Raw genomic sequence first — 18,994 nt, forward strand, 5'->3', positions numbered from 1 at the left:
AAGGTGAGCAAGTCCAGGGCTGGGGAGGCCTTCGAACTGATCGCGGCGAACATCCAGGGCGTGATCCGCGGCAAGCCGGAGATCGTCCGGCTCGCCGTGGCCGCGCTCTTCGCCGAGGGGCACCTGCTCATCGAGGACGTCCCCGGCCTCGGCAAGACCACCTTGGCCCGCTGTCTCGCCCGCAGTATCGGCGGAAGCTGGAGCCGGATCCAGTTCACCCCGGACCTGCTTCCCGGCGACATCACCGGCGTCACCGTCTATCACCAGAAGGACGAGCGGTTCGCGTTCCACCCCGGCGGGGTCTTCTCCAATATCGTGGTCGCCGACGAAATCAACCGTGGTACCCCGAAAACGCAGTCCGCGCTGCTCGAGGTGATGGCCGAGCGACGGGTCACGGTCGACGCCGTCGGGCACGAGGTGCCACGGCCGTTCCTCGTCATCGCCACCCAGAACCCGATCGAGATGGAGGGCACCTACCGGCTGCCCGAAGCCCAGCTCGACCGGTTCCTGATGCGGATTTCGGTCGGCTACCCGGATCTGCAGTCCGAGGTCATGGTGATCATGGGCGACTGCGCCGGTGTCTCGGCCGACGACCTGCCCGCCGTGGTCGACATCCCGATGCTGCTGGCCGCCATCGCCGAGGTCCGCGCCGGTCATCTCGATCAGGCTGTCTGCGAGTACGCCGCCCGTATCGCCGCGGCCACCCGAGTGCATCCCGCCGTGCGGTTCGGCGCGAGCCCGCGCGGCAGCATCGCGCTCGTCCGGGCCGCGCAGGCGATCGCCTCGACCGGAAGCCGCCAGTTCGTCACCCCCGACGACATCAAGGAAGTCGCCGTCCCGGTCCTCGCGCACCGGCTCGTGCTCACCGCGGAGGCCGAGCTCAACCAGCGCGGCCCCGCGGACATCGTGGCCGAAGTGCTCGCGTCCGTCCCGGCGCCGGCGATGAACCACGCGGGCCGCTGACCATGCGGCTGACCGCCCGCGGCGTGCTCCTGCTCGTGGTGTCGGTACTGCTGCTCGCGATCGCCGAGTGGGCGGGCTACCCGTTGTTCCGCGTGCTGGGCGCGGTCGGGCTCGCCGCGGTGGCCGCCGCGGTCGTCGTCACGGCACGCGGCCTGCGCGTCGACGTCACCCGCGAGATCTATCCGGAACGTGTCGAACGCGGACGTCCGGCGCTGGCGAAGCTGACGATCCGCAATCTCGCCGGGCGTCGTCAGCGCGGGTTCGACGCCAGGGACAAGGCGGGCGTCGCCGTCCAGACCGTCCGGGTCCGGTCGCTCGCCCAGGACGCCGAGGCCACCTATCGCTACGAACTGCCGACCGGGCACCGAGGCAGGCTCCCGGTCGGGCCACTGGCGCTGCACCGCGTCGACCCGTTCGGCCTTGCCAGGAACCGGCTTTCCGCCGGGGAGACCGCGGAGCTCTGGGTGCATCCGCGTCGGCATCCCGCGCGTGCGCTGACCGGCGGGTATCCGCGCCATCACCACGACGGCAGCACGACCGACTCGCTGCGGGGCTCGCTCGACATACGCGACGTCCGTGAATACCAGCCGGGCGACGAAGTCCGGCACCTGCACTGGAAGGCCACCGCGCGCACCGGCCGGATGATGGTCCGTGACTACGCCGATCCGCAGCAGCCGCGGTTCACGCTCCTGCTCGACACCCGCCGCTCGTCCTTCACGCCCGAAGTTTTCGAGGAAGCCGTCGACGTCGCCGCGTCACTGTTGCACGCGTCCGCGATGGCCGGGCACCACACCCGGCTCGTCGCTTCCGGCGGTCTCGACCTCACCACCGCCGGCGGCCCGCTCGGTTCGCGGCTTCTGCTCGACGAGCTGTGCCAGATCGCCCAGGACACCGGGGAGACGCTCGTGACGCGCGAACTGGCCGCCGCGCGCGACCAGGGCGGCTGCCTGATGGCCGTCACCACCGGCAGGCTGGACGGACTGACCGCCCTGCGGCCTCGCTATTCCTCGCTGTTCCTCGTCGATCTCGCCGCGACCGAACCGATCGCCGTTCCGGGCGTCCGCGTGCTCAACGCCGACGACGCCGCGCACGCGGTCCGCAAGTGGAACGAGGTGGCTGGATGAACCGGCTCACCGTCGCGCTGATCCTGCTGGCCGCCATGGTCGCGGGACTGTTCTTCGCCCCGGTGTTCGGCGTGACGGCGCTGCTCATCCCCATCGGCGTTCCGTTGATACTGGCCTTCGGCGTCACCGAGCTGTGCGCGCGCTGGGAATCCCTGGTGCCGTGGCGGGCATTGCTGCTGCTGATCGCCGGGCTGGCCGGTGTCGTGGAGACCGTGCTCTACTCGACGACAGCTTCCGGTTTTCCCACCGGGGCGACGTTTTCCGCGCTCGCTGACGGCGTCACCGAATCCTGGCGGCTCGCGCTGCAGTCGACGTGGCCTGCCCGGCCGGAGCCGTCCACAGTGCTGTTCGTCCCCCTGCTGGTGCTGCTGGCCGGGGTGCTCGGGGTGGAGCTGCTGAAGCTGCGGCGGCCGATCCTGGCCCTTCTCCCGAGCTTCGGAGTCGTGGTCGTGAGCCAGCTTTTCCAGGCGATGTCCGGATTCCCTGCCCTGTTCTGCGGGCTCGGGTACGCGGCCGTCGCCGGCGGGGTGTTCGTCCTGATGCCGCAGGCGGACGCCGAAGGGCACCGAAGCAAGGTCCCCGCTTTGGCGCTGGCCGCGCCCGCGGTCGTGCTCGGCGTCGGCGGCGCGCTCGTCGCGAACCTGCTCGTACCCGCGCCCGGTCCGGCGTATTCGCTCAAGCAGGACCAGCTCGCCGAGCTCGACGCGCGGGTCGCGAGTCCGCTCGACGACCTGGCCTATCGGCTGGAACATCCGGGCACGCCGGTGTTCTCCTTCCGCGGCGACGCCGGCACCGACCGCTGGCCGCTGGTCGTGCTCGAAGACTTCGACGGCGTCAACTGGACCCCCGGCAGCCGCTATCGGCGGCTCGGCACCGAACTCGCGCCCGGTCCGGCGGTGGCCGTGCCCACGCACCGGCGCTCGGCGACGGTCACCACGAGCGGCCTGACCGGACCGTGGCTGCCCAGCCAGACCTGGCCCGCCGCGGTGGGCGGGATCGCGCCGCTGGTCGATGAAGCGCAGGGCACCCTCTGGCTGCCGCGCCCCGGTGACGGCCCACAGCAGTACGCCCTGAGCTGGTGGTCGCCGGAGATCCACTCTGCCGATCTGCTCGACGCGGCGCTCGACTCTTCCGCGCCCGGCGGTCTCGCCGGTATCGGAGACGTCCCACCGGAGGTCGGCCAGCTGGCTCGTGAAGCCGTCGGCGGGCTGCGCCCCAGCTTCCGAACCGCGCTCGCGCTGGAGCGTTTCCTGCGCGAGCGCTACCAGCTGGCCACCGGAACCGACCTGCCGTCCGGGCACAGCTGGCCACAGCTGCGGAAGTTCCTCTTCGAGTCCAAGCTCGGCACGAGTGAGCAGTTCGCGAGCGCGTATGTCGCCCTCGCGCGGACGCTCGCCATCCCGTCCCGGTTGGTCGTCGGCTTCCGGACGCCGGACAAAGCGGATGCCGACGGCGGCTACACCGTCCGCAACGGCGATGTCGTGGCCTGGCCCGAGGTCGCGGTCTCCGGCGTCGGCTGGGTGGCGCTGGATCCGATGGGCGCGGCGCGCACCGGAACCGGCGGTGCGAACAGCCTCGCGGCGGTGACAGCGGAGGCTCGCACGCAGCTCCCACCGGCCGGGCAGGTCCAGGACCGGCCGCTGCCCGGGGGCGATACCGGGCCCGGCGACGGCGGCACCGGAGACGGCGGCTGGACGTTCCCGTCGGGCCTGGTTCTGATCGCGCTCGCGGCGCTGCTGGTGGCATGGTTCGCCGGGGTCCCGCTGGTCAAGGGCGCCCGAGCGTGGCGACGGAGACGTCAGCCTGGCATCGGCGCGGTGCTCGGTGCCTGCCGGGAGGTCAAAGACCGGCTGCGCGAACACCGCGTCCCGTGTACCGCCGGCATGACGGTCCGCGACCTGGCGGCGGCCGCGCACGGCATCGGCGACCAGTCCACAGTAGACGGTCTACTCCTGTTGGCCTCCACGGTGGACGTCGCACTGTGGTCGGGCGTGGGCACCGGTCCACACTCCGGCCCGCAGGCGTGGGCAGCGGTGCGGGAAGTCCGGCGCGGGCTTGCCCGGCGCGGCCTGCGCGCGCGGCTGCATGCCGCCGTGAACCCCCGCACGTTGCTTCCCACCCGCTCATGAACGCGGGGCGGTCCGCCGAATAGCGAACGGCCATCGGTGAGGCGGCTACAGGGGAAAGCCCGCGCGCCGCTCGCATCGAGCGCTACTCCCGGGGTGACGTCATCAGGCGCGTCAGGCGTCACTTCTGCTCCCGCAGCGGCCGACTCACGTAGTGCCGTGACCAGCACCACCTCGAGCCCAGCCTCGGCGAGATGCCGCGCGGCGGTGCATCCGGCCGGGCCCGCCCCTCTCACGAGAACGGGCTCGTTCGGTCTTGCGGGTAGTGCCGAGGTTGGCCGCCCTGCGCCAGGAAGTTGTCGGCGGCGCGTAGATCACCGGCCGATTTCACACAACCGGCGGCCACGCAGAGATAGGCGACCGCGAGGACGGCCGACCAGGTCGCCCTTGTTTCGACGGCCAGATAGAGATGCACCAACGCGAGGACGCCATAGGTCACAGCGAGTCCTCGCAAGGCTTCGGAGCTACCCAAAGACCACGCACCGCCCCGTCTCACGCGGGAATTCCCCTGTCCCGCGGTATCGACCACGACGTGAGCCGAGCGGACCGGCCGCGCGGGTTCGGCGATCTTCCGCCACAAACGCCGATGTGCCCGGTACGCCGCCGTCGAGCGGCGGGCACCGGGCACATCGAACGAACGCGAATCGTCAAGAGTCCACCCGAGTCCTGTTCCCGCACACCAACGGGAACCGGCACTCAGTTGTGCTGGCTCGTCCCGCCGTCGAGCACGCCGCCCGCGGCACAGTTGTAGGGGGACTCACCGCTGGCTTCGTGGGCACCCGGCGAGAGGATCGGCACCCCGATGCCGTTGAGCGAGTCACGGATCGGCACCTGCACGCCGAGCACGTTCACGTTGTTGTCGCAGGCGCCCACCACGGCGTTGACGTTGTGCAGCACGTCGATGTTGTTCAGGTTGGCCAAGCCGACCTGCTCGCTGATGTCGTGGCCGTGGTGATCGTGGCCTTCGTCGGCCGGCGTTCCGGCGGACGCGATTCCGCCGGTCAGGAAGGCTCCGGCCGCCATCGCGGCGGTGACGAAACCGATCTTCTTCAGCATGAACTCTCCTCGAATAGGAATGGGGCGACGTGCGTGAAAGGCACCGCCCTGCCGCAGCGCAAAAGCTACCGACCCGGTGAACGGATCTCCATCCGATGCCATCATCGTGTGGTTCGAAACCACGTCTGACCGAGGTTCTTGTACCTCGAAAGGGGGGCGCGAGCCGGGCTGTGCCTCGTTCACGAATTCTGCCGACGCCGGCCTCATGAGCCTGATCCCCCTGCTGCGCAAGCTTTTTCGAGGTACGCGAGCGAAGATCTGTTACATACAGTGCCTGAGGAGTCGTTTCGAGTATCGTCATCCTCCCCTTCCGAACCACAAACGCTGACACGAATCTTTTCTTTGGGTGACGAAAGCTCCACACAGGTCCTTCGAACGTGGCGACTCCGCCGTATCTCTACGCTTCCTGCCATCTCAGCGAAGTGGCCGAATGCCGGCCCGGTTCGTGACGTGGCGAGAAGGAGCCGTTGGTGGTCGCTTACGGGATACTCGTCGTTTCGGCCGCGCTGTACGCGATAGGGATCGTCGCCCAGAGCGTCGCCGCCCGGCGAGCCGTGCGGGAGCGCGGAACAGGTCTGGGACTGCTCGCCCGGCTGGCCACCGACCGGCTCTATCTGGTGGGTTTCGCCGGACAGGCAGGCGGTTTCGCGTTCGCGTTCTTCGCACGCGAATCACTGCCGCTGTACTTGGTCCAAACCGCTTCGGCGTCGGCGATCGGACTCGCGACCCTTTTCGGTGTCGTCGTCTTGAAGTGGCGGGTGCGGATCGGTGAGGCGCTGATGCTGGCGCTGATGGCGTGCGGACTGATCGTCCTCGCCGGCTCGTCGAAACCCTCCGTCGCCCAAGATTTCTCGCCGGCCACTGTTCTGCTCCTGACGGCCACGCTGGTCGCGATCGGCGTGGTCATGACCCGGCTGGGCCGGACGGACACCTTTCTCCTGCCCGCCGTGCTTTCCGGGGTTTCGTTCGCCGTGGTGGCGATCACCAGCCGGGTGCTGGCCCATGAGGAAGTCACCTCGCTGCCGTCGAATCCGCTGACCGGGCTGATGCTGGCCGCCGCCGTACTCGGGCAGGCTTCGATGGCGGTCGCTCTTCAGCGCGGCCTCGCCACGGCGGTCGTGGCGACGGCCGACGCCACGACGATCGTGCTGTCCTCCATCACCGGCATCACGGTGCTCGGTGATCAAGTCGCCGAAGGGACCGGGATCTGGGTGGTCTCGGGCCTCACCGCGGTCGTCGTCTGCGTGCTGGTGCTCGGCTCGCAGGCCCGCACCACGGCGGCCGCGACCGTTGTCACGGAGAAGACGGCATGACCGCGCGGCCACTGGCGAGCGTGTCGATCGACCTCGACAATCTGTGGGCCTACCGCAAGACCCACGGCGACCCCGAGTGGCGCCGATATCCCAGTTTTCTGCCTTCGGCCGTGCCGCGGCTGCTCGAAGTCCTCGGCGAGCAACGGCTGACGACGACGGTGTTCGTGGTCGGTGCCGACGTCGTCCGCGAAGACGGCGCCAAGGCGGTCAGCGAGATCACCGCGGCCGGTCACGAAGTCGGCAATCATTCGTTCGGCCACGAGCCTTGGCTTCACCGCTATCCCCGTGCGCGTCTCGAAGACGAACTGCGGCGTACCGATGACGCGATCGTCGAGGCCGGTGCCCCGCTGCCCCTCGGTTTCCGCGGGCCGGGTTTCAGCCTCAGCCGCGACCTCGTCGAAGTACTGGCCGGCCGCGGATACGCCTACGACGCCAGCACACTCCCGACCTGGATCGGCCCGTTCGCCAGGGCCTATCACAATCGCACGGCGCCCCCGCACGACGGAGGTGACGACGGCGACGGACGCGACGAACTGTTCGGGGGCTTTTCGCGGGTGCTGGCGCCGGTGCACGCGTATCGCTGGCGAACGGCCACCGGCACCGGCCTCGTGGAACTTCCGGTGACGACGATGCCGTTGGTGCGCACGCCGATCCATGGCTCGTACCTCCTGCGACTGCACGAGATCTCGCCCCGGTTGGCCAGGGGCTATTTCAAGACGGCACTACGGCTCTGTCTCGCGAGGAAGGTCGCGCCGTCCCTGCTTCTGCATCCCACCGACGTCCTCGGCGGCGCGGAAGCACCCGGTATGGAGTTCTTCCCCGGGATGGCCACGCCCAGTGGCCGCAAGGTGGCTTGGCTTGGGTGGGTGCTGCGCGCCCTGCGCGAGCATTTCGACGTCGTCGGTACCGGTGAATACGTACACCGGACCGACCCGCGGCGGGAGCGCGCGGTGACCTGCCTGGACGCCGGGAGATGACCGCCTTCACGGTCGTCACCCCCGTCGGGAACGACGCACGGGCGGTGATGCTGCGCGTTCTCGCGTACGCCACGGTCGCCTTGGCGCCGATCGAGGGCTATCTGGCGGCCGTGCACCCGCATCTCGGCAAGGTCGTGCCCGCGCTCCTGGTCACCACGTGGCTGGTGAGCCGGGTCCAGCAGCGACGGTCGCCCCGGGCGACACCGCTGCACGTGGTACTGGCGCTGCTCGCGGCGATGGTGGCGATCACCGCGGCGGCCCATTCACCGGGCGCCTTCACCGCGGAGTACACCTTGCGCTGGCTGCCGTTTCTCGTGCTCACGGCGGTGCTGGCGGATGTCGCCGGTCGTGAAGTACCGATCCGCGGGGCGCTGCTGGCCATGGCGACAGGAGCCACCGCGGCCGCGGTCGGTGGGCTGTACAGCCTCGTCGTCGACGGGCAAGCACGCGCCGGTGGCCCGCTGGAGGATCCGAACGATCTGGCCTATTTCCTGGTCGCCGCGATTCCACTGCTTTTCGTCGCACGTCAGGGGTCTCCTCGGCGGTCGCTCGCCGTGGCCCTCGCTTGCACCGCGCTGGTGGCCGGCGCCACGGCGACTTTCTCCCGCGGTGGCGCCTTGGGGCTGGCGGCGGCGATCGGCTGGCTGACCCTGCGCCGAGTCCTGTCCTGGCGGGTACTCGCCGCCTCGGCCGCCGCGGCCGGTGTGCTCTGCGTGGCGGCGGTGTCGCTCGCCGGGCCGCGGATCGAGCGGGCGTTCCAGGAGAAGACCTACATCGCGGCCTCCAATGTGGACACCAGGGAGCTGCGCTGGCAGGCGGCGGCCCGCATGGTGGCCGAACATCCGGTGCTGGGCGTCGGTCCTGGCGGATTTCGCGAAGAGTACGCCGCCGAATCCCGCAACGCCGAGCTCGACGAGCAGACCCCGGTGGCGCACAACATGTATCTCGAGGTGGCCGCGGAACTGGGCCTGCCGGGATTCGCCCTGTTCGTCGCGATGATCGTGCTCGCGGCGACAGCGAGCGAACGGGCCGTCCGGCTGGGCGACCCCGCCGCCAGGACCGAGGCGATCGTGATCCAGGCGTCGCTGCTGGCCGTACTGGTCACCTCGACGTTCCTCTCCGAGCAGTACTACCTCCCGTTGTGGTCGCTGACCGCGTTCGCCGTGGCGGCCGGAGCCCGGATTCGCGGAGAGAAAGGCGGGTTTCGATGCGTGTCCTGCACGTGATCAGTGAGATGGGCGCCGGCGGCGCCGAGACCCTCGTGGCAGGCATGGCTGTCCGCGGCGAGGAGTACGGCTGGGTGTCCGCGGTCGCCAGTGGCGGTGGTTTCCGCGCCGACGCGCTGGCCGCGGCCGGGGTGGAGAACTTCGCGGTCCCGCTCGCCCTTCGCAGCGGAACGGGTGTGCTGCGGGCGGCGTGGTCGGTCCGCCGGGCGATCGCCCGGTTCCGGCCGGAGATCTTGGTGGCCCACAACGTCGGCGCGAGCCTGGTCACCCGGCTCGCGCTCGGTCCCGGGCGGCGGCGGCCGGTGGTGAGCGTCTTCCACGGCGTCGCCGACGACGAGCTGGCGATGGCCGCGCGCATCCTCCGGCGCACGTCCGACCGCGTGGTCGCCGTTTCCCCCGCCACGGCCGACCGGCTGGCCGAAGCGGGCTTGAGCCGCCCGGCCGTGATCCGCAACGCCGTGTTCGCGCGGCGGCCGGTCTTCGGCCGGGCGGCGGTGCGGGCGTCACTCGGTGTCGCGGCCGGGACGCCGGTCGTGCTCTGCCTCGCCCGGTTGGAGCCGCAGAAACGCCACGACGTGCTGCTGGACGCGTGGGCGCTGCTCGACGGCGACGCGGTGCTGTGGTTGGCGGGTGACGGGAGCCTCCGTGCCGAACTCGAGTCCCGTCACGAGGACATGAGCGGCCGGATCCGGTTCCTCGGTACTCGCGAAGACGTGCCCGACCTTCTCGCGGCGGCCGACGTGACGGTGCTGACCAGCGATTGGGAGGGCCTGCCGCTGGCCGTACTCGAATCGATGGCCGCCGGGCGGCCGGTCGTCGCGACCGATGTCGGCGGCGTCGGCGAAGTGCTGTCCGGCGGCGCCGGGGTGCTGGTGCCGCCCGGCGACCCGCTGGCCGTGGCGAAGGCATTGTGCGCGTTGCTGGGCGACGAGTCCGCACGGGACTCCTTGGCCGCCGAAGGCCTGCGGACCATCCAGCGGGAGTACGACCCGCACACGGTGATGAAGGCCTACGACGAACTGCTCCGCACGACGCTGGAAGGCAAGCGGTGAAAGAACTCTTGACGAGAATTCCGCGTACCGCGGCCCTCGGCGCCGCCGTGGGGCTCCTGATCGGCTCGCTGGTCCTGACGGTGGGCTTGTCCCGCGACGAGCAGTACCAAGGACGCGTGAGCCTGCTGGCCGAGCCCATCGGCCGTCAAGAGGGCTCGGTCGCGCAGTACGGCGAAGTCGTCTCCCTGACCTTGCCCGCCTTGGTCGAACTCGCCCGCAGCCCTTCGGTGCTTCAGGCCGCGGCACCGGTTTCCGGTTACTCACCGGAAGAACTCGGTCAGCGGATTTCGGTGGAACTGGTGCCGGCGTCCGGGGTGGCGCGCCTGTCGGTGCGGGCGGCGTCTTCGGAACAGGCCGACGCGGCGGCGTCAGCGCTGGGTAAGGCCCTGGTCGACGCGAATCTGCTGGCCCCGGTCGGGAGGCTGCGGCCGTTGGACACCAAGGCCGACGTCGCCGTGGTCACGCCGGACACCTCGCTGGTGACCGGGCTCGCCCTGGTCGCGGCCGTGGCCGCCGGGCTCGCCGCAGCGGCGATCCGCCGGTCGATGCCGTCGAAACCCGGTGGCGGGACGAGGTCCGTGCGCCGGGCGCTGCTCGCGGCGGGAATCCAGCGGCCGGTGGCGGTGCTGCGCGGCGACGACCCGGCGATCACCGACCGGCTGGCCGTTCTCGGCCTCGCGACGGGGCGACCGGTGCGCGTGGTCCCGGTCGCCCCCGAATACAGCGAGACGGCCGAGAAGCTGGCGGCCGCGCTTTCGGCGGACCAAAACCGAAGCGGCTCCTCGGTCGTGGCCGTGGCCGGACGGCGGAGTCAGGACGAGCTGACCGCTGCGGCCGGTGTGCTGCCCGCCGAGGCCGTGCTCATCGCGGTGGTGCTGGCGTGAGCACGAGAAACCGCGCCGTCCTGGTGGTCGCGACGATCGTCGGCACGCTGAGTGCGTGGCACGCGCTCACGCCGTCGTGGCGGGTGCCGCTGCCGGGACAGGCCGACCCGGCCGAGGAGCGGCTACAGGACTTCCGCGACGCGCTGTACTTCCCGATCCGGGAGTTCCTCGCGGGCGGCAATCCCTACGATCCCGCCGCGATGTTCGCGCACTGGCCGGTGCGCCAGGACTTCAACCTCTACCAGCCCTACCACCTCTTCGCGCACCTGCCGTTCGCGCTGCCCGGCTACCGGGTGGGCGCGGTGGCCTTCACGGTGTTCTCCTTGCTGCTGCTGGTGGCGCTCGCGGCGCTGGCCACGGTCGCGGTCCGGCGGCTCGTCCCCGTCCCGTTCGCGGTCACCACCGCGGTGCTCGCGGCGCTGCTGGTGACCAGCCAGGTCGGGAAGGCACAGCTCTACGTCGGACAGGTGAATCCGCTGATCGCCGTCGGCGTCGCGGGGGCGCTGCTCGCCCGGCGGGACCGGCCGGCCTTGGCGGCGGTGGCGCTCGCGCTCGCCTGGCTCAAGCCGCAGTACGGTCTTCCGCTGGCGATCTTGCTCTTCGCCAGGGGATCGCGGCGGGTGGCGCTGGCCGGGACCGCCGTCGCGGCGGCGGCGAGTCTCCCGGTCGTGGTGCTGCTCGTTCTCCGGAGCGGCGGGGTCGGTGCCTTCCTCGACGTCGTCGCCGCGAACATCGCCCACGCCCGAGGTACCGCTTACGGTGCGGTCGACTCCCTGACCGCACAACGGATCGACGTCGCGGCCGTGTTTTTCCGGGTCACCGGCTGGGTTCCGTCCGGCATCGAACCGCTCGTCCTGGCGGGGGTGCTCGGCACGAGCGTGCTGCTCGTGCGGCGGCTCGACCAGGTGTCGGCCTCCCCGGTCGCCGACCTGCTCACTTGTCTCGCCGTGGTGGTCTGCGTGGTGCACCAGCCCGGTGACGTGCTGATCGCCGTACCCGCGATGGCCGCGGTGGCCGTGCTCTGGTGGCGCCATCGAGCCGAACCCGGCTGGGGCGCGGCCGGGCTCGCCGTGCTCGCGGTGGCGATACCGTTCGCCCATCTGTACACAGTGGACTCGACGGTGGTCTCCCTGTTCGGCACGCGGGTGGCCGTCACGGTCGACGGGGTCGCCGTGGTCTTCGCGTGGTGCGCGCTGGTCTGGGCCGCGGTCCGGCTGACCGGGGCCCGATCCCCCTCGCCGGTCGCGGCCGGGAGCGGCGGATGACCGGCGGACTCGGGACAAGGGCGGTCCGGGGTTCGCTGTGGCTCGGCGCGGTCAACCTGGTCAGCAAGGGCAGCCAGATGCTGATCACACTGATCTTGGCGGCGCTGCTGACCGAGGCGGAACTCGGGATCGTCGCGTTGGCGGTGTCGATGGTCAACCTCGGCCAGGTGGTGCAGTCGATCGGCGTCTACGACGTGATCAGCCGCACCGAACGCGATCCGCGCCGGATGGCGGGGACCGTGCTGACGATGAGTGTGGGCGCCGGCCTGGCCCTGGGTGTCGTGCTCGTCGCTACGGCGGGTCCGGTCACGGCGGCGCTCGGCGCCCCGGACGTCGCCGGCTTGGTCCGCCTGGCCGCGATCAGCCTCCCGTTCTCGGCCGCGGGCGGGGTCCAGATGGGTTTGCTGCACCGGAAACTGGACTTCCGGCGACGGCTCGTGCCCGACGGTGGGAGCGCGGTCCTGGGTGCCGTCGTGACGGCCGTGCTCGCCCTCGACGGTGCCGGACCGGCGTCCGTCGTGATCGGCCTGGTGTGCACGTCGGTCGCCCAGCCACTGCTCGGCGGGCTGGTGGGCGGTGGCGTGCGGCCGTGCTGGGACCCCTCGGCGGCGGCGGAAGCCCTGCGCTGGGCCTCGGCCGTGGGGCCCGCGGCCGTCGTGGCGGCGGTGCTCGTCAACCTCGACTACCTGGTGGCCGGCCATCTGCTCGGGCCGGACGCGGTCGGCGTCTACTCGCTGGCCTACCGGCTGGCCTGGGTGCCCTACATCATGGTGGCGGTCGTACTGGGCGCGGTGGCCTTTCCGGTGTTCACGCGGTTGCGTGGGGAAGAAGGCGCGCTGCGGGAGATGGTCACCCGGTTCACCCGCGCCGTGCTCGTGATCGCCGGCGGCCTGTACCTCGCGCTCACCGTGCTCGCCGACCGTGTCGTGCTGCTGGGCGCGCGGTGGGCGGACGCGGCGGGTCCCCTGATCCTGCTGTCCGGATACGGCCTGGGTATCTGCCTACTGCAGATTTGGTACCAGGCGGTGAAGGCGACCGGGCACGCCAAGCGATACCTGGCGCTGGAGTGCACCCATCTGGCGATGCTCGTGGCCGGGCTGGCGTTGCTGGCGGACCTCGGGATCGTCGCGGTGGCGGCGGTTCAGCTCGCCTCGGCCTCGCTCATGCTCCCGATCGCCTGGCGGGTCCTCACCGGGCTCGGCGTCGCGCCGCCGGTGCCCGGTCTGGCCGGGATCGTGATCCGTCTGCTGGGTGCCGTCGTGATCGGCGCCCTGCCCGCCGTCCTGCTCGACCACGCGGGCTTGTTCGGGCCCGCGGACTCGCTGCCGGGGACCCTCGGCGAGAGTCTGGTCCTCGTCGCCGGTTACGCCGTGGCGACGCTGGTCCTCCACCGCGGCGAACTGCGGGCGCCATGAACATCGTGCACGTCTCCCAGCCGGTGAGCGCCGGCGTGGCCGCGGTCGTCCTCGAACTCGCGGTGGCGCAACGGGATCGGGGCTGGTCGGTGACCGTGGTGTGCCCGCCATCGGGTTGGCTCGCCGAACACTCGCGGCTGCACGGGATCGAGGTGCGCGGCTGGGCCGCGACCCGCTCTCCCGGCCCGCGGGTGCTCGCGGAAACACTGAGACTGCACCGCGTTCTCGCCGGACTGCGGCCGGACGTCGTGCACCTGCACAGCTCGAAGGCCGGGCTGGCCGGACGGCTGGCCCTGCGCGGAAAACGGCCGACGGTGTTCCAGCCGCACCTGTGGTCCTTCGAGACCGCGCGCGGACCGCTGCGTCGTGCGTCGGCCGGCTGGGAACGGCTCGCCTCCCGATGGACCGATCTCGTCGTGTGCGTGAGCGACGACGAACTCGCCGCCGGCCGGAAAGCCGAAGTCACCGCGGACGCGGAAGTCGTCTGCAACGGTGTCGACACGACCAGGTTCGCTCCTCGCGACCGGAACACGGCACGGCGAAAGCTGGGATTGCCCGAACGGGCGCCGATCGCCGTCTGCCTCGGCAGGCTGGCCGAACTGAAAGGCCAGGACCAGCTGCTGTCGGCTTGGCCGGAGGTGTTGCGGCGCGTGCCCGGCGCACAACTCGTGCTCGCCGGCGACGGACCGATGGGCGCGCTCTGGCGTGACCGTCATCCGATGGCGGCGCACGGATCGGTGCGGTGGCCGGGGCACACCGACGACCCGGAGGCGTTCTACACAGCCGCGGACGTCGTGGTACTCCCCTCGCGTGCCGAGGGAATGGCCCTCGTCCCGTTGGAGGCCATGGCGTGCGGCCGGCCGGTGGTCGCCTTCGACGTCGGCGGGATGCGTCAGAGCATCGCCGACGCGGGCACCGTGGTGCCGCCGGGTGACCTGGACACGCTCGCCGCCGCGGTGGCCGCCCGGCTCGCCGGACCGGAACTGGCCCGGCTCGAAGGCGATCGCGGTCGACGGCGGGTGGGACTTTCCTTCGACCGGAGGCGGATGACCGACCAGATCGCCGTCCTCGTCGAGAAACTCGTCACGAAGGAGCGCATCCGGTGAAACGCGTCGCCTATCTGCTGACCCAGGACCGGGGTGGTCCGGTCGACGTCACCGTCCGGCTCGCCGCGACCCTGCGCGGCGAAGGGGTCGGCGTCCGTGTTTTCGGGCCTGCCCCAGCCAGGGGCGCCGACCTGCTCGCGGACGACCACGAGCGGCTTCTGGTGGCGGATAAGCAAAACCTCGCAGCCGCCGGTCGCGCGCGGGCGGCGATCCGGGCCTGGCGGCCGGACGTGGTGCACGCACAGGACCGCCGTGCGGGGCTCGTACTCGCGGGGATGCGCTTCGCCCGCGCGGCACGGCCGCTTCTGGTCCAGACCTATCACGGCGTGCCGGACGACGTGACCGAGAGGTGGTTCCGTGCCGAGCAAGGTGCCGCGGGGCCGTCCGCCTACACCCGGGCCGTCCTGGCCGGCGATGCGGCGGTGGCCAGGCTCCTCGACCACACCATCGTGCCCGCCGGGGCGATGGGCCGGTTCCTCCACACTCGGCTGCGCGTACCGTCAAGCCGGCTGAGCCGAATCGACAACTGCGTCGAGCCCGCCGAACCGAGCCCTCCGACCGGACCGGTCCGGCACTTGATCTTCGTGGGCCTTCTGGTGGAACGCAAGGGAATCCTGGATCTGCTCACGGCACTGTCGATGCCGGGGGTCTTCCCGCCCGGCGCCGTCCTGACCGTGGTGGGTGACGGCCCGCAACGGGCCGACGCCGAACAAGCCGCGCGGACGCCGCCCTTGTGCGGACGCGTCGACTTCCTCGGATTCCGGCCCGATGTTCCCGCTCTGCTGGCGAAGGCGGACGCGCTGGTGCTGCCGTCCACCATGGAACAGCAGCCCTTGGTCGTGGCCGAGGCCATGGCGGCGGGAAAACCCGTCGTCGCCACCGATACCGGCGGAGTGGCCGACATGCTCGGCTCCGCTCCCCTGGCACCGCCGGGCGACGTCCCCGCCCTCGCCGAAAGCCTGCGTGCGCTGTTCGCCGACCCGGACCCTGCCCGGACCGGCGCCCAGCTCGCCGCGCGAGCCCAGCGGCGTTACGCACCGGATGTCTGCGCGCGGCGGCACCTCGACCTGTACGCGTCGCTTCTCGCCGCCCGGTGACCGGTCCCGGCGCCCCTCACTGTGTGGATTTTGGGGCGTCAGATGACCCAAATCCACACGGTCCCGCACGAAAGTCCCTGTGACGACCAGATCCGGAGGGGGTGTGTGGAAATAGGGACACTCAACGTCCCTATTTCCACACACCCTCTCACCCCACGGCACAAGGGACCGGGGTGCTCCTGGCCAGGATGCGTTGGGGCCGCGACGATGTAGGAATCAGGACGTTGAGTGTCCCGATTCCTACATCGTCGATCTCGACGCCTTCCCTACCCCCCGACTTTACCTCTCCTTAGGACCCGAATCGCCACGCACGACCCCCTCACCCCACGACACGGTTGCCCCATCCCTCTCATAACAAGGATGCCGACCGGGCCCCGGTGTCCACAAGGGACAGATCTTGGCGACCAAATCACTCACACCCCCTTCAAGAGACACCGCGGACACTCGGTCACGCTCCGTTCGGCCAACGGGTGCTACTTCGGCTTGACCATCACGACCCCGTCGGCGGCCGCCAGGGTGATCGGAGCGGGCCGTGCCGGTGACGAAGACGGTAACGAAGACGGCGGTGACGACGAAGGCGGCACGGAGGAGGTCGGCGCGGTGCGGGTGCCCGCCACGACGAGTCCTTCAGGCGGCGTCACGGTTTGTGTCGCCGACGTGGGGTTCACCGCGACCCAGCCGCCGGTGAAGGTCCGGGTCCACACCCCGTTGGGCTGCCGCCCCGCCGCGTCGACCGCTTCCCCGAGGTCGCTGCCCTGCAGGGCAGACCATTCGGGATCGCGGTAGTCGTCCGTGGTGGCCGGGGTCCAGCAGGTCCGGGGGCCTGCCAGCAACGCGGCACTCGCGTATCCCGCCCGGTGCTGTTGAGCCGACCTCGTCCGGGTGACCAGCAGCAACAGCGACTCCCCGAGCGCGGCCTGTGCCCGCAGCTCCTGGAACTCGTTGCCGCGGAAGGTGAGCAGACCGCCGGTCCCGCCGTCCTCGCGGAATCCGAAGTTCTCCTCCATCGCGCCGCCGAAGCGGGAATGCGCCGTCCATCGCCCCGGCAGCAGATGCGTTTCCGACACGTTCGGCACGAACAACTTCCCCGCCTTCTGCACGGCGTCCCCGATCAGCGAAAGGAAGGCGTCGAGCCCGTCACGCAGCTTCCGGTCGGTTTCCGCCGTGGTCGTCGTCCCGGCGAGGATCGCCGTCGAGTAGTGGCTCAGGGAGTTGAAGTCGTTGTCCGCCAGGATCCCGTCCCAGCCCTCCCTGGTCACTTCCGCCATCACGGCGGAGGTCCACGCCTGCTGGTAGGCCGGGTCCCACACCGTCATCTGCCAGTGCTTCGGGTAACCCTGCCATTCGATGCGCCGCCCCCGGGTGTCGGTCGCGAACCATTCGGGATGCGCGCGCTGCGCCGCGACGTAGCCGATCCCGCTCGGCAGGAACTCGGCGTCCTCACCGCCGTTCACCGCGCCCGCGTAGTTGCGGGTGCTGGACAGATCCTTGTAGACGAGGATCTTGACCCGCGGATTGAGCTCCCGGAGCGTCCGCATCGCCGCGGTCTGGTCGGCGTTGAGCACCACGACGTCGTACCGCCGGGCGGCCAGCTTCAGTTCGTCCGCCGTCGGCGGCTGCCCGATCCCGTACCACCACGCGCACGGCGCCAGCGGTTTCGGCGGTGGCGCCGCCGACTCCCCCGCCGAGCTGGCCACACACCCGGCGGCCAGGACCACTGCGGCGCATCCGGCGGCGAGCCGGATGACGACCGGGCGTTCGAACGTCAGCGCCGCCTTCGGCAAAACAGTTCTCCCATCGTGAGGATGATGATCTTGACGTCCAGCCAGAGTGACCAATTGGCGATGTAGTAGTTGTCGTACCGGGCGCGGTCCGCGATCGAAGTGTCCCCACGCAGCCCGTGGACCTGCGCGAGACCGGTCAACCCCGTCGGCACCCGATGGCGGGCCCAATAGAGGTCGTGGACGGCGGAGAACTCCTCGACGAACACCGGCCGCTCCGGCCGCGGCCCGACCAGGGCCATGTCCCCGCGCACCACGTTCCACAGCTGCGGCAACTCGTCCAAAGAGGACTTCCGCAGGAACCGGCCGACGGGGCCGACCCGGTGGTCGCCCGCCACCGACCAGCGTGTCGCCGAATCGTCGACCGTCTCTTGCCGGACACTGCGCAGCTTGTAAAGCAGGAAGGTGCGGCCGTCCACACCGACGCGCACCTGGCGGAAGATCACCGGGAACCCGCTCTCCAGCAGGACCGCGACCGCGCACAACGCGAGGACCGGCGCCAGCACCACGAGCGCGGCGGCGGCCAGCACGGTCTCGATCACGCGTTTGAGCAACCAGCTCGGCCGTCGAGTCGGCGACCCGGCCAGCCGCATCAGCGGATAGCTCCGAAGCCGGTCGACGCCGAGCTTGTCCGGGCAGAGCGCGAACAGCCGAGGCAGGACCAGGGTGACGCACCCGAACCGGTGCGCCGTGACAGCCGCGTCGACGGCCGAGCTGTCGTCTTCTCCGGTGTGTGCGAGCACGACCGTCCCCGCACCATGCCGGACGATGGCCTCGGCCAGCCCGTCACGGATCACCTCCACCGGGAACGCGGAAGTTTTCGCGAGCGGGCCGGAGGGAACGAAACCCACCGGCAGTAAACCGAATTCCGGATGCCGCGACATCGTGCGGATCAGCTCGCCGGCGCGGTCCCCCGCGCCTACCACGATGGCGCGGTCACAGCGCCGGAACCGTCTGCGCCCCCATCGCCCGAAGGCGAACACCCACGGCCGCATGCCTTCGCTCAGCAAGGCGAACTCCAGCACCATCCAGTGCATCGAGGTCATTCCCGATACCACCGGCCGGGTCGCCGCCACGAAGCACGTGATCACCGCGAACGCGAGCAGGCAAGCACCGGCCGATCGCGGCAGATCCTGCAGCCAGGACAACCAAAGCCGACGCCGGTGCACCCGCCCGCCTGCCCGCGCGCCCGCCAGGATCGTGCCCACCAGAAGTGCTTGAGGCACGGTCACTCCGGCGATCCGCGCCGCCACCAGCCACGCGACGACGTCGACCACGACGAGCAGCACCACGACGGCGTTCACCCGCGCCAGCAACGGACGTCTCCGCCTGGTGGCGGCCGGTCGCCGGGACGACCGGTCCCGTGGTGGTCCGGCGAGTGCCGGAATCCTCAGTTCGGTCACCATGCCGGTCCTCGCCGGGATGGGTGAACTCGCCCCGCCGGACCCCGCACGGGTCTGCGTGTCGAACGGAAACCAGCTCCGCTCCCGGATCCGCCGTGGATCGATTTCGTCTTCACGATGAATTTCCACTTTCGTCACAAGCCAGCCAATCGGACCAAGTCCTGTTCGGTCCGCTGTCTTTTTCCTCGGTTCCCGCCCGGCAGACC

16 protein-coding genes are annotated in these 18,994 nt (G+C 70.7%); 12 read left to right on the forward strand and 4 right to left on the reverse strand.

Features of this window, described 5'->3' with window-relative positions:
• Positions 1-3 precede the first annotated feature (3 nt).
• Genes ACIHAO_RS20180 through ACIHAO_RS20190 form a run of 3 tightly spaced genes read left to right on the forward strand, consistent with a single transcriptional unit; the run spans position 4 to position 4,216 of the window.
• Positions 4-963, forward strand: coding sequence for an AAA family ATPase (locus ACIHAO_RS20180; protein WP_396559917.1), 960 nt, complete (start codon positions 4-6; stop codon positions 961-963).
• A gap of 2 nt (positions 964-965) precedes the next feature.
• Positions 966-2,087 carry a DUF58 domain-containing protein gene (locus ACIHAO_RS20185; RefSeq protein ID WP_396559919.1) on the forward strand — a complete coding sequence of 374 codons (1,122 nt, stop codon included), beginning with the start codon at positions 966-968 and terminating at the stop codon, positions 2,085-2,087.
• The gene (locus ACIHAO_RS20190) at positions 2,084-4,216 is read left to right on the forward strand and encodes a DUF3488 and transglutaminase-like domain-containing protein (RefSeq protein ID WP_396559921.1); all 2,133 of its coding nucleotides are present in this window, start codon (positions 2,084-2,086) and stop codon (positions 4,214-4,216) included. Before ACIHAO_RS20185 ends, ACIHAO_RS20190 begins: the two co-directional genes overlap by 4 nt.
• A 229-nt stretch (positions 4,217-4,445) precedes the next feature.
• On the opposite strand, the gene ACIHAO_RS20195 is transcribed toward ACIHAO_RS20190, so the two are convergent.
• Both ACIHAO_RS20195 and ACIHAO_RS20200 read right to left on the reverse strand, forming a co-directional pair.
• The gene (locus ACIHAO_RS20195) at positions 4,446-4,652 is read right to left on the reverse strand and encodes a hypothetical protein (RefSeq protein WP_396559923.1); all 207 of its coding nucleotides are present in this window, start codon (positions 4,650-4,652) and stop codon (positions 4,446-4,448) included.
• Positions 4,653-4,909: 257 nt separating this feature from the next.
• A complete protein-coding gene (locus ACIHAO_RS20200; protein WP_396559925.1) occupies positions 4,910-5,269 on the reverse strand; it encodes a hypothetical protein in 360 nt (119 codons plus the stop codon).
• A gap of 470 nt (positions 5,270-5,739) precedes the next feature.
• Between ACIHAO_RS20200 and ACIHAO_RS20205 the strand changes: the two genes are divergently transcribed.
• The 9 genes from ACIHAO_RS20205 to ACIHAO_RS20245 are packed head-to-tail and all read left to right on the forward strand — an operon-like array spanning position 5,740 to position 15,604.
• Complete coding sequence (locus ACIHAO_RS20205) at positions 5,740-6,582, forward strand: hypothetical protein (protein WP_396559927.1); 843 nt, start codon at positions 5,740-5,742, stop codon at positions 6,580-6,582.
• Complete coding sequence (locus tag ACIHAO_RS20210) at positions 6,579-7,559, forward strand: polysaccharide deacetylase family protein (protein WP_396559929.1); 981 nt, start codon at positions 6,579-6,581, stop codon at positions 7,557-7,559. The genes ACIHAO_RS20205 and ACIHAO_RS20210 overlap by 4 nt, the downstream gene beginning before the upstream one ends.
• Entirely contained in the window at positions 7,556-8,785 is a 1,230-nt protein-coding gene (locus ACIHAO_RS20215; protein WP_396559931.1) for an O-antigen ligase family protein, read from the forward strand. The genes ACIHAO_RS20210 and ACIHAO_RS20215 overlap by 4 nt, the downstream gene beginning before the upstream one ends.
• A complete protein-coding gene (locus ACIHAO_RS20220) occupies positions 8,767-9,837 on the forward strand; it encodes a glycosyltransferase (RefSeq protein ID WP_396559933.1) in 1,071 nt (356 codons plus the stop codon). Before ACIHAO_RS20215 ends, ACIHAO_RS20220 begins: the two co-directional genes overlap by 19 nt.
• 8 nt (positions 9,838-9,845) lie before the next feature.
• Positions 9,846-10,721, forward strand: a complete 876-nt coding sequence (locus ACIHAO_RS20225) for a hypothetical protein (protein ID WP_396559935.1) — start codon at positions 9,846-9,848, stop codon at positions 10,719-10,721.
• Positions 10,718-11,986 carry a glycosyltransferase 87 family protein gene (locus ACIHAO_RS20230; protein WP_396559937.1) on the forward strand — a complete coding sequence of 423 codons (1,269 nt, stop codon included), beginning with the start codon at positions 10,718-10,720 and terminating at the stop codon, positions 11,984-11,986. The genes ACIHAO_RS20225 and ACIHAO_RS20230 overlap by 4 nt, the downstream gene beginning before the upstream one ends.
• Entirely contained in the window at positions 11,983-13,401 is a 1,419-nt protein-coding gene (locus ACIHAO_RS20235) for an oligosaccharide flippase family protein (protein ID WP_396559939.1), read from the forward strand. Before ACIHAO_RS20230 ends, ACIHAO_RS20235 begins: the two co-directional genes overlap by 4 nt.
• Positions 13,398-14,507, forward strand: coding sequence for a glycosyltransferase (locus ACIHAO_RS20240; RefSeq protein WP_396559941.1), 1,110 nt, complete (start codon positions 13,398-13,400; stop codon positions 14,505-14,507). Before ACIHAO_RS20235 ends, ACIHAO_RS20240 begins: the two co-directional genes overlap by 4 nt.
• Positions 14,504-15,604 (forward strand): glycosyltransferase family 4 protein, encoded by a 1,101-nt coding sequence (locus ACIHAO_RS20245; RefSeq protein ID WP_396559943.1) that lies wholly within the window; start codon positions 14,504-14,506, stop codon positions 15,602-15,604. Before ACIHAO_RS20240 ends, ACIHAO_RS20245 begins: the two co-directional genes overlap by 4 nt.
• A gap of 473 nt (positions 15,605-16,077) precedes the next feature.
• On the opposite strand, the gene ACIHAO_RS20250 is transcribed toward ACIHAO_RS20245, so the two are convergent.
• Complete coding sequence (locus tag ACIHAO_RS20250) at positions 16,078-17,388, reverse strand: putative glycoside hydrolase family 15 protein (protein WP_396559945.1); 1,311 nt, start codon at positions 17,386-17,388, stop codon at positions 16,078-16,080.
• The gene (locus ACIHAO_RS20255) at positions 17,370-18,791 is read right to left on the reverse strand and encodes an exopolysaccharide biosynthesis polyprenyl glycosylphosphotransferase (RefSeq protein ID WP_396559947.1); all 1,422 of its coding nucleotides are present in this window, start codon (positions 18,789-18,791) and stop codon (positions 17,370-17,372) included. Before ACIHAO_RS20255 ends, ACIHAO_RS20250 begins: the two co-directional genes overlap by 19 nt.
• Between the last annotated feature and the right edge of the window lie 203 nt (positions 18,792-18,994).

The organism is Amycolatopsis sp. NPDC052450 (assembly GCF_044547565.1).
Lineage (GTDB): Bacteria > Actinomycetota > Actinomycetes > Mycobacteriales > Pseudonocardiaceae > Amycolatopsis.

Excerpts from the sequence above, each read along its gene's own strand:
- ACIHAO_RS20185 (WP_396559919.1), top strand. The coding sequence starts at position 966 with ATGCGGCTGACCGCCCGCGGCGTGCTCCTGCTCGTGGTGTCGGTACTG.
- ACIHAO_RS20190 (WP_396559921.1), top strand. The coding sequence starts at position 2,084 with ATGAACCGGCTCACCGTCGCGCTGATCCTGCTGGCCGCCATGGTCGCG.
- ACIHAO_RS20200 (WP_396559925.1), bottom strand. The coding sequence starts at position 5,269 with ATGCTGAAGAAGATCGGTTTCGTCACCGCCGCGATGGCGGCCGGAGCC.
- ACIHAO_RS20210 (WP_396559929.1), top strand. The coding sequence starts at position 6,579 with ATGACCGCGCGGCCACTGGCGAGCGTGTCGATCGACCTCGACAATCTG.
- ACIHAO_RS20215 (WP_396559931.1), top strand. The coding sequence starts at position 7,556 with ATGACCGCCTTCACGGTCGTCACCCCCGTCGGGAACGACGCACGGGCG.
- ACIHAO_RS20220 (WP_396559933.1), top strand. The coding sequence starts at position 8,767 with ATGCGTGTCCTGCACGTGATCAGTGAGATGGGCGCCGGCGGCGCCGAG.
- ACIHAO_RS20235 (WP_396559939.1), top strand. The coding sequence starts at position 11,983 with ATGACCGGCGGACTCGGGACAAGGGCGGTCCGGGGTTCGCTGTGGCTC.
- ACIHAO_RS20240 (WP_396559941.1), top strand. The coding sequence starts at position 13,398 with ATGAACATCGTGCACGTCTCCCAGCCGGTGAGCGCCGGCGTGGCCGCG.
- ACIHAO_RS20255 (WP_396559947.1), bottom strand. The coding sequence starts at position 18,791 with ATGGTGACCGAACTGAGGATTCCGGCACTCGCCGGACCACCACGGGAC.